Annotated in this window: 10 protein-coding genes; 9 read left to right on the top strand and 1 reads right to left on the bottom strand. The window is 63.7% G+C overall.

The features are described from left to right. Positions 1 to 41 precede the first annotated feature (41 nt). On the bottom strand, positions 42 to 1,274 hold the full coding sequence (locus CT676_RS34145) for a cytochrome P450 (protein ID WP_014496967.1): 1,233 nt from the start codon (positions 1,272 to 1,274) through the stop codon (positions 42 to 44). Positions 1,275 to 1,382: 108 nt separating this feature from the next. On the opposite strand from CT676_RS34145, the gene CT676_RS34140 reads away from it, so the two are divergent. The 9 genes from CT676_RS34140 to CT676_RS34100 all read left to right on the top strand — a co-directional run bounded on the left by CT676_RS34140 (position 1,383) and on the right by CT676_RS34100 (position 12,852). After that, the gene (locus CT676_RS34140; RefSeq protein WP_085404401.1) at positions 1,383 to 1,925 is read left to right on the top strand and encodes a phosphonopyruvate decarboxylase; all 543 of its coding nucleotides are present in this window, start codon (positions 1,383 to 1,385) and stop codon (positions 1,923 to 1,925) included. Beyond that, positions 1,922 to 2,512 carry a thiamine pyrophosphate-dependent enzyme gene (locus CT676_RS34135; protein WP_085404400.1) on the top strand — a complete coding sequence of 197 codons (591 nt, stop codon included), beginning with the start codon at positions 1,922 to 1,924 and terminating at the stop codon, positions 2,510 to 2,512. The genes CT676_RS34140 and CT676_RS34135 overlap by 4 nt, the downstream gene beginning before the upstream one ends. Positions 2,513 to 2,653: 141 nt before the next feature. After that, on the top strand, positions 2,654 to 3,355 hold the full coding sequence (locus tag CT676_RS34130; RefSeq protein ID WP_085404399.1) for a TetR/AcrR family transcriptional regulator: 702 nt from the start codon (positions 2,654 to 2,656) through the stop codon (positions 3,353 to 3,355). Position 3,356: 1 nt separating this feature from the next. Further along, a complete protein-coding gene (locus CT676_RS34125; protein WP_085404398.1) occupies positions 3,357 to 4,550 on the top strand; it encodes an efflux RND transporter periplasmic adaptor subunit in 1,194 nt (397 codons plus the stop codon). Between the two features lie 70 nt (positions 4,551 to 4,620). Then, positions 4,621 to 7,716 carry a MexW/MexI family multidrug efflux RND transporter permease subunit gene (locus tag CT676_RS34120; RefSeq protein WP_135216296.1) on the top strand — a complete coding sequence of 1,032 codons (3,096 nt, stop codon included), beginning with the start codon at positions 4,621 to 4,623 and terminating at the stop codon, positions 7,714 to 7,716. Between the two features lie 149 nt (positions 7,717 to 7,865). Beyond that, complete coding sequence (locus CT676_RS34115) at positions 7,866 to 10,463, top strand: ATP-binding protein (protein WP_135216295.1); 2,598 nt, start codon at positions 7,866 to 7,868, stop codon at positions 10,461 to 10,463. Beyond that, a complete protein-coding gene (locus CT676_RS34110; protein ID WP_014496960.1) occupies positions 10,460 to 10,849 on the top strand; it encodes a response regulator in 390 nt (129 codons plus the stop codon). The genes CT676_RS34115 and CT676_RS34110 overlap by 4 nt, the downstream gene beginning before the upstream one ends. Beyond that, the gene (locus CT676_RS34105; protein ID WP_085404396.1) at positions 10,846 to 12,096 is read left to right on the top strand and encodes an adenylate/guanylate cyclase domain-containing protein; all 1,251 of its coding nucleotides are present in this window, start codon (positions 10,846 to 10,848) and stop codon (positions 12,094 to 12,096) included. Before CT676_RS34110 ends, CT676_RS34105 begins: the two co-directional genes overlap by 4 nt. Positions 12,097 to 12,105: 9 nt before the next feature. Then, positions 12,106 to 12,852, top strand: coding sequence for a hypothetical protein (locus tag CT676_RS34100; protein WP_085404395.1), 747 nt, complete (start codon positions 12,106 to 12,108; stop codon positions 12,850 to 12,852). Positions 12,853 to 12,947: the final 95 nt, after the last annotated feature.

The following is a 12,947-nucleotide window of genomic DNA, read 5'->3' as shown; positions in this document are numbered from 1 at the left end:
ACAGATAATGCGTCGCTCGTTCGAAACGATGCCCGCGGGCCTCAACCTATAGAGCAGGGCACGCTCAGGAAGCCGCGGAACCGCACCCGTCCGCCCCGCACCGGATGGCCGCTTACGGCATAGTTCGGGAAGCGCGCCAGGAAGCGCGAGATCGCAATCGCGCCTTCGAGTCGCGCCAGCGCCATGCCGGCGCATTGATGCGCGCCGGTGGCGAAGGCGAGATGCCGGTTCGGCGTGCGCGCGATGTCAAAGCGTTCGGGCTCCGGAAACTGGGCGGGATCGCGGTTGGCCGCCCCGATGCACAGCGTCACCGACGTGCCGGCGTCGAGCATGACGCCGCCGAGCTCGATCTTCTCTGTCGTCATGCGGTTGCCGAGCTGGTTCGAGCTCTCGTAGCGCAGCATCTCCTCGACGGCAGTCTTGATCATGTCGGAGTTTTCGATCAGCCGCTGCTTCTGGTCCGGATTCCGGTGCAGCGCGACGAGGCCGTTGCCGATCAGATTGGTGGTGGTCTCGTGCCCGGCGTTGAGCAGGAAGATGCAGTTGTGCAGCAGCTCCTTCTCCGTCAGCCGCTCGCCGTTTTCCTCGCCGTTGCCTTCTCCCTGGATCAGGCGCGTCAGCACGTCACGCTCGGGATTGCCGGGCTTTTGGCGCCTGCGCGCGACCAGGGTTTCGAGATAGGCGAGGAAGTCCTTTACCGCCTTGTTGCCGCGCGCAGCCACTTCGGGCGACACCACCGGCTCGAGTGCACCGAGGATCGCCAGCGACCAGTCGCGCAGCGGCTCGCGTTCGTCGTGGGGAACGTCGAGCAGATTGCCGATCACTTCGATGGGGATCGACGCGGCGAAGTCGTCGATCAGCTCGCAAGCCCCCTTGGCGGCGATGGCATCGAGCAGGCCGTCGACCAGCTTGACGATATCGGGCTCCATCCCCGCGATCGCGCGCGGCGACAGCGCGCCCATGATCAGGCGGCGCACGCGGGTGTGGGCGGGCGGGTCGTTGAAGACGAGGCTCGTGGTGTGGTGCTCGTAAAGCGGGGTGTCGCCGTATTTCGGCGCGAACTCGCGCTTCTTGTCCGAACTGAACGACTTTGTGTTCTTGTAGGTGGTGACGAGATCGTCATAGCGGGTCAGGAACACAGTGCCGTTGGGGAGGCGCTTGACCGGCTCGTTTTCCCGCAGTGCACGATAAGTCGGGTAGGGATCGTCGTAGAATTCGGGTGTCAGCTTCTCCAGATCGAAATTGGCCGCCAGTTCTTTCGCACTTGCGTTCATCGCCGCCATACTCGCCGGTTGAGACCGATATGCTGTTTTCGCTCTTTCGAGCGGCTCGGCTCACCGTCTACAGTCGTGTCGTGATTTGCAAGCCGACCGGACAGGAAAATGCACGCCCGCGCTGACGCTGCCGACACGGCCCCGAATTGGCCCGACGATATTTTCGCGACATTGCAACGCTTCGACGTCCGGCAGGCGCCTTACGTGCCCGACGCCGGCCATTCGAAGTTGATTCAGCGCGTGCTGGCCTCAACCACGATGCGCGGCATTCCGCTGACGACGGAGGAGGAGGGCGTCGCGCTCCTGGCCGGGGCCTGGACCGGCGGACAGCGCGGCGTGCTTCTGATGCAGTCGAGCGGGGTCGGCAATTGCATCAACATGCTGTCGCTGATCCCGATCCTGCGCTTTCCGTTCCTGACGCTCGTGACCATGCGCGGCGAGTGGGGCGAGTTCAATCCATGGCAGGTGCCGATGGGATCGACCACGCATTGCGTGTTCGAGCTCTCTGGCGTCCAGGTGCTGCGCGCGTCCAATGCGGCCGAGGTGCCGGCCGTGCTGGAGGCGGCCGCAGCGCAGGCCTACAACGCGCTCACGCCCACCGCCGTCCTGCTGTCGCAGCGCCTGATCGGCGCCAAGGTTTTCACCAAATGAGCAAGGCCAATCTCCTCGACCGCCGCCAGGTGGTGTCTACCCTGCTTGCGAACCGCAAGAACGTCGTCGCAATCGGCGGCCTCGGGGCCTCCACCAACGACATGTGTGCCGCTGGCGACCACGCGCGCAACTTCTACCTCTGGGGCGGCATGGGCGGCGCGGCGATGATCGGGCTTGGTCTGGCGCTGGCGCAACCAAAACTGCCGGTGCTGGTCATCACCGGCGACGGCGAGATGCTGATGGGGATGGGGAGCCTTGCCACCATCGGCCTGCAGAAGCCGTCCAACCTCTCGATCGTGGTGCTCGACAACGAGGCCTATGGCGAGACCGGTGGCCAGACCAGCCACACCTCCGCAGCTGCCGACCTCGTCGGCGTCGCCAGGGCCTGCGGCATCGGGGACGCCCGCGCGATCTCGACCATGGCCGAGGTCGAGGCCTTCGCCAAAGCCGTCCACAACGTCTCGGCGGGGCCGCGATTTGCCAATGTGAAGATCGATAGCGCCAGCCTGGACCGGATTCTCCCAGTCCGGGACGGGACTTACATCGTCAACCGGATCCGTGGCGATCTCGGCTTCCAGCCGATCTAGCCCTGCTTGGCTCCGTCCTGAGCAACGTTCCGGGCCCTCCGGGCGGGGAAGTGTGACCATTTTCCAACAAGTTTGCACCCACGTAGGTTGCGTCGCAGCATTCTGCTTGACTTTTGCGTGGGTGAGTGCTTACTCACTAACATGAGCTCACTGCGAATGACGAGCGACCTGAGGCGTCAATTGATCCTCGGTGCCGCAAAACGCTGCTTTGCCCGACACGGCTATACCGGCACCACGACCAAGAGCGTGGCGGCCGCCGCTGCCATTTCCGAGGCGCTGCTGTTCAAGCATTTTCCGTCCAAGGCGGCGCTCTACGCCGAGATCCTCAGCGACGAGTGCGAAGCCGATCCGGCACTGACGGACCTGCTCGAGCGGGAGCCCTCGACGGCCACGCTGGTCGAGTTGATCCGCGGCATGGTCCAGCATTTCCTCCACATCGCCGACGGGCCCGATCAGGAGGAGGCGCAGCGCCTGCGACTGATGGCCACCAGCCATCTGGATGACGGCGAATTCGCCCGTCTGCTATATGCCAAGATCGAGAAGCTGATCGGGGCGGTCTTCCTCGCCTCGCTCGAGCGCGCGGTTGCCAGCGGTGACGCGCGGCCGTTCAGCGGCGATCCGCTCAACCTGTTCTGGTTCGCGCATCATTCGGTGATGATGGCTGCGCTGACCAGGCTGCCGGCCACGCCCTGCCTCGTCTACGGCAAGGCGAACGATCTGGAGCGGCAGCTCTGTGAGTTTCTCCTGAGGGGTATCGGACTTAACGACGCCGCAATTGCTTCGCATTTGGGCCGCGATCAGGCCGCGGATGCGGGCAAGACGGCGATTGCAGAAAGCGCATGACATGAACATCGTAACCGAACACAAGATTTCGGGCGAACCGATCGACACCAAGGCTCCCAAGCGTCCGGTCAGGCCGGTGCTGTGGTTCATCATCGTCGGCACGCTCCTGGGCGTGCTCGTTGGCGGCCTCGTCTGGTTCAATTACTTCCGCGGCCAGATGATCAAGCAGTTCTTCGCCAACAACAAGCCGCCGCCGACCGCGGTCAGCGCGGCCGAGGCGAAGTCCGAGGTGGTGCCGAACCTGCTCACCGCAGTCGGTGGCCTTGCCGCCGTGCACCAGGTCGACGTCAGCGCCGACGTCAACGGCCGCGTCACCGAGATCAAGTTCGAGCCGGGTACGCATGTCGATTCCGGCACGCCACTGGTGCAGTTCTTCGACATGCCGGAGCAGGGCGACCTCGCCAACTACAAGGCGCAGGCAACCGTCGCACAGCTCTCGCTCGACCGCGCCAAGCAGCTGGCATCGCGCCAGTTCGGCCCGCAGGCGACCGTCGATAACGCGCAGGCCGCCTACGATCAGGCGCTGGCCGGCATCGCCAAGACCGAGGCGGTGATCTCGCAGAAGCTGGTGCGTGCGCCGTTCTCCGGCGATCTCGGCGTCCGCAAGGTCGAAGTCGGCCAGTACCTGACGGCCGGCACGGCGATCGTCTCGCTGACCGATCTGTCGGAGCTGTGGGCCAACTTCACGGTGACCGAAAAGGACTCGGGCAACCTCAAGGTCGGCCAGCCGGTCCGGCTCAAGGTCGACGCCTACCCCGGCCGCACCTTCGATGCCAAGATCACCACGATCGAGCCGCAGGTCGCGGCCGACACCCGCAACATCCGCGTGCAGGCGACGGTCGCCAATCCGGAGAAGATCCTGAAGCCGGGCATGTTCGTGACCACGACGGTGGTGCTGCCGGCGAAGCCGGCCGTGATCACCGTGCCGGAAACGGCGGTCGATTACACGCTGTACGGCGACTCCGTGTTCGTGATCACCGAGAAGAAGGAAGAGGACGGCAAGACCAGCCTCTCCGCAGTGCGCACGTTCGTGCAGACCGGCAGCCGGGTCGACGGTCGCGTCGAAATCATCAAGGGCGTGAAGGTGGGCGACAAGGTCGTCGCTGTCGGCCAGCTCAAGCTGCAATCGGGCGCCCCAGTTGCGATCTCGACCGATCCGGCGCCGCAGATCCCGGCGCAGCCGCCGCGCTACTGATCCAATACATCCAGGTGATCCGGCCTCGCCGGGTCACTTTTCTTGAGACAAAGAAATCGAGATCGCCGCGATGCGCTTTACCGATATTTTCATCAAGCGACCGGTCCTGTCGGTCGTCGTCAGTCTGCTGATCCTGCTGATCGGCCTGCGCGCGGCGATGGTGCTGCCGATCCGGCAATATCCGAAGCTGTCGAACACGGTCATCAACATCACGACCGTCTATCCCGGCGCGTCCGCAGACCTGATCCAGGGCTTCATCACGACGCCGATCGAGCAGGCGGTCGCCTCGGCCGAAGGCGTCGACTACATGACCTCGTCCTCGGTGCTCGGCACCTCGACGATCCAGGTCTACATCAAGCTGAACTTCGATCCGAACCAGGCGCTCACCGAGGTGCTCGCCAAGACCAACTCGGTCAAGTACCTGATTCCAAAGGAATCCAACGACCCGATCGTCACCAAGACCACCGGCCAGACCACGGCCGTGATGTATCTCGGCTTCTCCTCCGAAGAGCTGTCGGGCTCGGCGATATCAGACTATCTGACGCGTGTGGTGCAGCCGGTGCTGTCGACGGTCGACGGCGTGGCCTCGGCCGACATTCTGGGCGGCCAGACCTTTGCGATGCGGCTGTGGCTCGATCCCATGAAGATGGCCGGCCGCAACGTGTCGCCGGCCGATGTCGCCGCCGCGATCGCCGCCAACAACTTCCAGTCCGCAGCGGGGCAGACCAAGGGCTATCTGATCGTTTCCAACATCTCGACGAACACCAGCCTGACTGACGTCAACCAGTTCAGGAAGATGATCGTCAAGGCCAAGGACGGCGGCTTTGTGCGGATGGAGGACATCGCCACAGTCGAACTCGCCGCCCAAAGCACGGATGCCAGCGTCGCCTTCAATGGCGAGCATGCGATCTTCATTGGCGTGAACGCGACGCCGCAGGGCAACCCGCTGACGCTGGTCAAGGGCGTGCGCGCACTGTTCCCCGAACTCGAGCGCAATCTTCCGCCGTCGATGAAGATGAAGGTCGCCTACGACTCGACCAAGTTCATCCAGTCTTCGATCGACGAGGTGGAGAAGACGCTGGGTGAAGCCGTGATCATCGTGATCGTGGTCATCTTCCTGTTCCTGGCCTCGCTCCGTTCGGTCATCATTCCCGTCGTCACCATTCCGCTGTCGATGATCGGCGTCTGCACCTTGATGCTGGCGTTGGGTTTCAGCTTCAACCTTCTGACCCTGCTCGCGATGGTGCTCGCGATCGGCCTCGTGGTCGACGACGCCATTGTCGTGGTGGAGAACATCCATCGCCATCTGGAGGAGGGGAAGACGCCGGTTCAGTCGGCGCTGGAAGGCGCGCGCGAAATCGTTGGGCCGGTCATCTCCATGACCATCACGCTCGCGGCGGTGTACGCGCCGATCGGCTTCCTCGGCGGCCTGACCGGTTCGCTGTTCCGCGAATTCGCCTTTACGCTCGCGGGCTCGGTGATCGTGTCAGGTGTGATCGCGCTGACGCTGTCGCCGATGATGTGCTCTATTCTGCTCAAGAATACCGAAGAGGGCCGCTTCGCCAAGCTGGTCAACAAGGTGTTCGGCGCTTTGACGCGCTGGTATGGGCGCAGGCTCGACCGCTCGCTCGATTACAAGGCGATCACCGGTCTGTTCGCGGTGACGATCCTCGGGCTGGTCGGCTTCCTCTACATGCACACCTCGAAAGAGCTGGCGCCTGAGGAGGACCAGGGCATCGTGTTCGCGGTGACCAAGGCGCCGAAATACGCCAACATCGACTATGTCGATTTCTACGGCGAGAAGCTCGACGAGAAATTCCAGAAGTTCCCCGAAACCGATCTGCGCTTCGTGCTGAACGGCATCAACGGCCCGCAGGGCGGCATCGCCGGCATGCTGCTGAAGTCGTGGGACGAGCGCAAGCGCTCGTCGATCCAGTTGAAGCCGCTGGTGCAGGCCGAGCTTTCCAAGATCGAGGGCGTGCAGGCTTTCGCGTTCAACCTGCCGCCGTTGCCGGGTGGCCCCGGCGGTCTGCCGGTTCAGATGGTGATCAATTCCACCGCGGGCTTCCAGACGGTCTATGAGCAGATGGAGAAGCTGAAGGACGCCGCGCGCAAGAGCGGCATGTTCATCGTCTCCGACAGCGACCTCGCCTACAACCAGCCGAACGTGGAGGTCACGATCGACCGCACCAAGGCGCAGGATCTCGGCGTTAACATGCAGAACCTCGGCTCTACGCTCGCGGTGCTGCTCGGTGGCAACTACATCAACCGCTTCAATCTGGAGGGCCGGTCCTACCAGGTGATCCCACAGGTGCCGCGCAGCAGCCGGCTCTCGCCGGAATCGCTCGGCGGCTATTATGTGACGACCAACACGGGCCAGCAGCTCCCGCTGTCGACCGTGGTCTCGGTCAGGACCAAGACTGATCCGAATTCGCTGACGCATTACAATCAGCTCAATTCGGCGACGTTCTCGGCTGTGCCGATGCCCGGCGTGACGGTCGGATCGGCGGTCGACTTCCTCGAAGGCGAGGCCAAGAAGCTGCCGGCCGGCTTCAGCCACGATTATCTCGCGGACTCCAGGCAATACGTGCAGGAGGGCAACCAGCTTGCGATCACCTTCGGTTTTGCGCTGATCATCATCTTCCTGGTGCTGGCGGCGCAGTTCGAGAGCCTGCGTGACCCGTTCGTGATCATGATCTCGGTGCCGATGGCGATCGTGGGTGCGCTGATCCCGCTGTTCTTTGGCATGGCGACCATGAACATCTACACCCAGGTCGGTCTGCTGACCCTGGTCGGCCTGATCACCAAGCACGGCATCCTGATGGTGGAGTTCGCCAACGAGCTCCAGGTCAACGAGCGGCTCGACCGCCGCTCGGCCATCGAGATGTCGGCCCGCATTCGTCTGCGGCCGATCCTGATGACCACGGCCGCGATGGTGACCGGCCTGATCCCGCTCCTGACTGCGTCCGGCGCGGGCGCGGCCAGCCGCTTTTCGATCGGCCTCGTGGTGGTCGCCGGCATGTCGATCGGTACGCTGTTCACGCTGTTCGTGCTGCCCGCAGTCTACGTCGTGCTGGCAACCGACCACCGCGCGGCGGCCGAGTCCGAGCGGAACAAGGAGGTCAACGATCTCGACCTCAATTCCAAGGCGCTGCGACCGACCTGAGCCGCAGGTCAGCGAACCAGAGGGCGGCAGCGGCATCCGTTGCCGCCCTTTTCATTTGCCCCGCAGCCTGCGGACGCCGTCAGGCTTAGGGGGAGCCCTTTCCGCGTTGGCGAGAGACAAGTTCCGGCCTTCTTGCTAGATTCGCCGGGATGAGCATCTCCCTCCACCCCGACACCCCGCAAGCCAGGACGGCGGCGAGCGCGGCCGCGGCTGGCGTCGTGCCCGGCGAGGCGGCGGGGCGCGGGATCAGGACCCGGCTTTTCACCAAATATGTCGCGCTCTTCGTGGCCGTCGTCGCCATTGCGCTGCTGGCCAACGGGCTGTTCGAGGTCTTCTTCTATTATCGCGAGCACAAGGCCGCGCTGATCCGGGTCCAGCATGAGCAGGCGGAGGCGGCGGCGGCCAAGATCGGCCAGTTCGTCAAGGAGATCGAGAGCCAGCTAGGCTGGACCACGCAGCTGCCCTGGTCGGCGGGCTCGATCGAGCAGCGCCGGTTCGACGCACAACGGCTGCTGCGCCAGGTGCCCGCGGTCACAGAGCTCGCCCAGGTGGATGCGACCGGCAAGGAGCGCTTGCGGGTCTCGCGGCTGGCCATGGACGCGATCGACAGCGGGATCGACCTGTCGGCCGACCCGAAGTTCACCGAGGCGGTCGCGCACAAGGTCTATTACGGCCCGGTCTATTTCCGCAGGGAGTCCGAGCCCTACATGACGCTCGCGCTGGCCGGCGCGCGCAAGGATGCCGGCGTCAGCATCGCGGAGGTCAATCTCAAGCTGATCTGGGACGTCGTGTCCCAGATCAAGGTCGGCGAACACGGGCACGCCTATGTGGTCGGCCCGGAGGGACGCCTGATCGCGCATCCCGACATCAGCCTGGTGCTGCGCAACACCGACATGTCGGGCCTCGCGCAGGTGCGCGCCGCGCAGGCTGGAGGCGGCACCCTGTCCGACGCGCTCCCCGAAGCGCGCAATATCCAGGGGCAGAAGGTGCTGACCACATCGGCCCCGATCGAGCCGCTGCATTGGACCATGCTCGTCGAGCTGCCGGTCGAGGAGGCCTATGCGGCGCTCTATGCTTCGCTGCAGCGGCTGGCGATCGTGTTGCTCGCAGCGTCGATCTTCGCGGTGCTCGCCGGGATTTTTCTCGCACGCCGCATGGTCGGACCGATCCAGGCCCTGCGCAGCGGCGCCGAGCGGATCGGCGGCGGCGATTTCTCGCAGCGCATCTCGATCAAGACCGGCGACGAGCTCGAAGGCCTCGCCGACCAGTTCAACGACATGGGCGCGCGATTGCAGGAATCCTATGCGGATTTGGAAAACAAGGTCGAGCGGCGGACGGCTGAATTGTCCGAAACGCTCGAGCAACAGACGGCGACTTCTGAGGTGCTGGAGGTCATCAGTTCCTCTCCGGGCGAACTCGCTCCCGTGTTCTACAAAATGCTCGAAAATGCGACGCGGGTCTGTGGCGCAAGTTTCGGCGTCATGAATCTCTGGGACGGTGAAAGCTTCACGATTGCGGCGGATTACAATGTGCCGGCTGCGTTCGCTGCTTCGCGAAAAGATGTGGAAATCCGACCTCGTCCGAACAGCGCGCTCGCCGAGGTCGTCAGGACACGTGAGGTCGTCCACGTTCACGATGTGCGAAACACACCTGCCTATCTTGCTGGTGGGCCTGCCGTTCGCGCGATCTCAGACGTCGCCGGCGCCCGTACGATCGTCATCGTGCCGATGCTGAAGGAGAACGAGCTGATTGGCACGATCGCGGTCTATCGCAAGGAGGTCCGTCCGTTCGCCGACAAGCAGATCGCACTGGTTGAGAATTTCACCAAACAGGCTGTGATTGCGATCGAGAACGCTCGACTGCTCAAGCAGCTTCGTGAGCGTACCACGGAGCTGTCGCAGTCGCTCGACAATCTGCGTACCGCGCAGGATCGCCTGATACAGACCGAGAAGCTCGCCTCCCTCGGCCAGCTCACGGCGGGGATCGCCCACGAGATCAAGAACCCGCTCAATTTCGTCAACAATTTCTCCTCGGTCTCGACCGAGCTGATCGATGAACTCAACCAGGCCCTGCAATCGGCTTCGCTCGACGGCAAGACGAAGGAGGAGGTCGACGAGCTGACCGGCATGCTCAAGAGCAATCTCGAGAAGGTGGTGCAGCACGGCAAGCGCGCCGATTCCATCGTCAGGAACATGCTGCTGCATTCGCGCGCGGGTTCCGGCGAGCATCGTCCCAGCGATATCAATGCCATCGTCGAGGAAAGCCTCAATCTCGCCTATCACGGCGCGCGCGCGGAACGGCCCGCCTTCAACGTCACGCTCGAGCGCGAGTTCGATCCCGGGGCCGGGATGGTCGATGTCTATCCGCAGGAGATCGCGCGCGTCTTGCTCAATTTGATCTCGAACGGCTTCTATGCTGCGGCCAAGCGCAAGGAGAGCGCGACGGACGGCTTCGAGCCCACCTTGAACGCGGCCACCAAAAACCTCGGCGACAAGGTCGAGATCCGGATCCGCGACAACGGCACAGGGATTCCGCCCGAGGTGAAGGCGAAACTGTTCAATCCGTTCTTCACCACCAAGCCGGCCGGCGAGGGCACCGGGCTTGGCCTGTCCATGAGTCATGACATCGTCGTGAAACAGCACGGCGGCACGATCGACGTGAACACCACACCCGGTGTATTCACCGAATTCATCATCACGTTGCCGCGCCAGATGGCGGCGGACGATACTCCCGGAGGCAAGAATTGAACGTTTACATCCTGGTCGTCGATGACGAGCCCGACGTCGAGGCGCTGTTCCGGCAGCAGTTCCGGCGTGACCTGCGCGCCGGACGCTTCCAGATGGAATTCGCGCCGTCCGCGTCCGATGCGCTCAGGCTCGCCTCCGAGGTGCGCGACCCCTCGTTGATCCTGATCCTGTCCGACATCAACATGCCCGGCATGAGCGGGCTCGACATGCTGCCCAAGGTGCGCGCCGAGCATCCGGACGTTCCCGTCATCATGATCACGGCCTATGGTGACGCCGAGACGCGCCGGAAGGCGATCGAGCGTGGCGCCATCGGGCTCCTCACCAAGCCGATCGATTTTGCGCTGCTGCGGCAGGAGATCGACACGAGGCTCGAGCAAGCCGCATGACTTCGACCATCCTCTTCGTCGATGACGAGCCAGACCTCGAGGCGCTGATCCTGCAAAAGTTTCGCAGGCAGATCCGCGACGGGCTCGTCGACATCATGTTTGCACGCGACGGCGTCGAGGCGCTGGAATCCCTCGAGCAGAACCCGCATGTCGACATGGTGGTCTCCGACATCAACATGCCGCGGATGGATGGGCTGTCGCTGCTGGCGAAGCTCCAGGAGGCCGAGGACAAGAAGTCGACCATCATCGTCTCGGCCTATGGCGACATGAGCAACATCCGCACCGCCATGAACCGCGGCGCGTTCGACTTCCTCACCAAACCGATCGACTTCGCCGACCTGGAAGCCACGATCGAGAAGACCATTCGCCATATCGAGATGCTGCGCGAGGTACGGCGCCGTCAGATGGAGGCGGAGCGGGCCCATGCCGCGCTATCGCGCCATTTCTCGCCCGAGCTCGCCAAGCGTCTGGTGGCTGGCGGCGAGGGTGAGGGGATCGAGGTGCAGTGGCGCGATGTCGCCACCATCTTCACCGATATCACCGGGTTCACCTCCCTGGTCGAGAGCGCGCCGCCCGAGACGCTGGGCGCGCTCCTCAACGAATATGTTGGCGGGATGACCGAAACCATCTTCGCGCATGAGGGGACGGTCGCAAAAATCATCGGCGATGCGATCCAGGTGCTCTTCAATGCGCCCGGCGATCAGCCGGACTATGCGACGCGTGCGGTCGCCTGCGCCCATGACCTCGATGCCTGGGCGCAGGATTTCTGCGCGCGCCAGAGGGCCGTGGGCGTGAACTTCGGCACCACCCGCATCGGCATTCACGCCGGGCCGGCTCTGGTCGGCAATTTCGGAGGCAACCGCTTCTTCGACTACACCGCGTATGGAGACACCATCAACATCGCGGCGCGACTGGAGGCCGCCAACAAGCATCTGGGAACACGCATCTGCGCCAGTGCCAGCGTCGCCAAGGCGGCCGAGCATTTTCAAGGCCGTCCCGTGGGTGATCTGATGCTGCGCGGACGCAGCGAACCGCTGCGCGCGTTCGAACCGTTGCTGCAGGAAAAATTCGAAGCGCCAAGGACGGCGCAATATTCCGAGGCTTTTGCCAAGATGGAAGCCGGCGACGTCGCGGCGATGCCGGCCTTTGCCGCGCTGGTCGGGATCCACGCCGACGATTCCCTGGCCGGCTTTCACCTGAAGCGCCTGCTCAACGGCGCCAAGGGTGTCCGCATGAAACTGGAATAGGAGTTCGACATGATTGGTGATTTCTCCGCCGGCAACTATCGTTTCATTCCGTCCGTGTTCCAGTATTCGGCGGGTGCCGCCGCTGACGACGGCTACGAGATCGAGCGGGTTCGGTTCGACCGCCTGGTGCCGCTGGCCGAGGGATTTGCGCTCGCGGCGAAGTATATCCAGGAAGCAGGCCGGCCGCTGACGGCGTTCTGTGCCTGCGAGTTGCGCTCACCGGCGGCCTTCAGCGAGGACGGCTTTCGCGCATTCAACCTGCACTATGTGAAGACGCTGTCCGAATGGGGCATCTTCGACGGCACCACCAATCCGGTGGCGCGCAGCAATGTCTGTCCGGAGATCGATCCGCCGTCCGAGCCGTCGTTCTATGCCTTCTCCTTCACGCGTCCGACGACATCGAAGGCGCCAAGTTTCGTGATCGCCGGTGGCGCCGAGACGCGCGAGGGCGGCGGGACCTATGTCGAGCGCACCGTGCGCTACCGCGACCTCAGTCCGGAGGGGCTGCGCGAAAAGGTGCGCTTCACCACCACGTCGCAGATGGAAAACCGGATGACGGCCTTCGGCTTCGGCTGGAAGGACACCACCGGCGTGCAGGCCTATTCCGTGCACGATTTCCACCACGCGCTGGTCGACGAACTGGTCCGCCGCGGCGCGTTGCGCTCCGGCCTGACCTGGCATTTTGCCCGTCCGCCAGTGGTCGATCTCGAATACGAGATGGATTGTCGCCGCGTGATGCGCGAGACCGTGATCTAAAGCGTGATGGCATTAAGTTCGATAGCCTGAATTTTTCAGGTAATTGGCGCATTCCTCGGGGGTGAAGGCATCGAGTGCGTGGCCGATTGCGGCGC

The organism is Bradyrhizobium sp. MOS001 (assembly GCF_004634465.1).
GTDB lineage: Bacteria > Pseudomonadota > Alphaproteobacteria > Rhizobiales > Xanthobacteraceae > Bradyrhizobium > Bradyrhizobium barranii.
This window is presented reverse-complemented; position numbering and strand designations above follow the sequence as displayed.

Coding starts and splice junctions, on each gene's coding strand:
- CT676_RS34145 (WP_014496967.1), bottom strand. CDS start 1,274: ATGAACGCAAGTGCGAAAGAACTGGCGGCCAATTTCGATCTGGAGAAG.
- CT676_RS34125 (WP_085404398.1), top strand. CDS start 3,357: ATGAACATCGTAACCGAACACAAGATTTCGGGCGAACCGATCGACACC.
- CT676_RS34115 (WP_135216295.1), top strand. CDS start 7,866: ATGAGCATCTCCCTCCACCCCGACACCCCGCAAGCCAGGACGGCGGCG.
- CT676_RS34130 (WP_085404399.1), top strand. CDS start 2,654: ATGAGCTCACTGCGAATGACGAGCGACCTGAGGCGTCAATTGATCCTC.
- CT676_RS34140 (WP_085404401.1), top strand. CDS start 1,383: ATGCACGCCCGCGCTGACGCTGCCGACACGGCCCCGAATTGGCCCGAC.
- CT676_RS34135 (WP_085404400.1), top strand. CDS start 1,922: ATGAGCAAGGCCAATCTCCTCGACCGCCGCCAGGTGGTGTCTACCCTG.
- CT676_RS34120 (WP_135216296.1), top strand. CDS start 4,621: ATGCGCTTTACCGATATTTTCATCAAGCGACCGGTCCTGTCGGTCGTC.
- CT676_RS34105 (WP_085404396.1), top strand. CDS start 10,846: ATGACTTCGACCATCCTCTTCGTCGATGACGAGCCAGACCTCGAGGCG.
- CT676_RS34100 (WP_085404395.1), top strand. CDS start 12,106: ATGATTGGTGATTTCTCCGCCGGCAACTATCGTTTCATTCCGTCCGTG.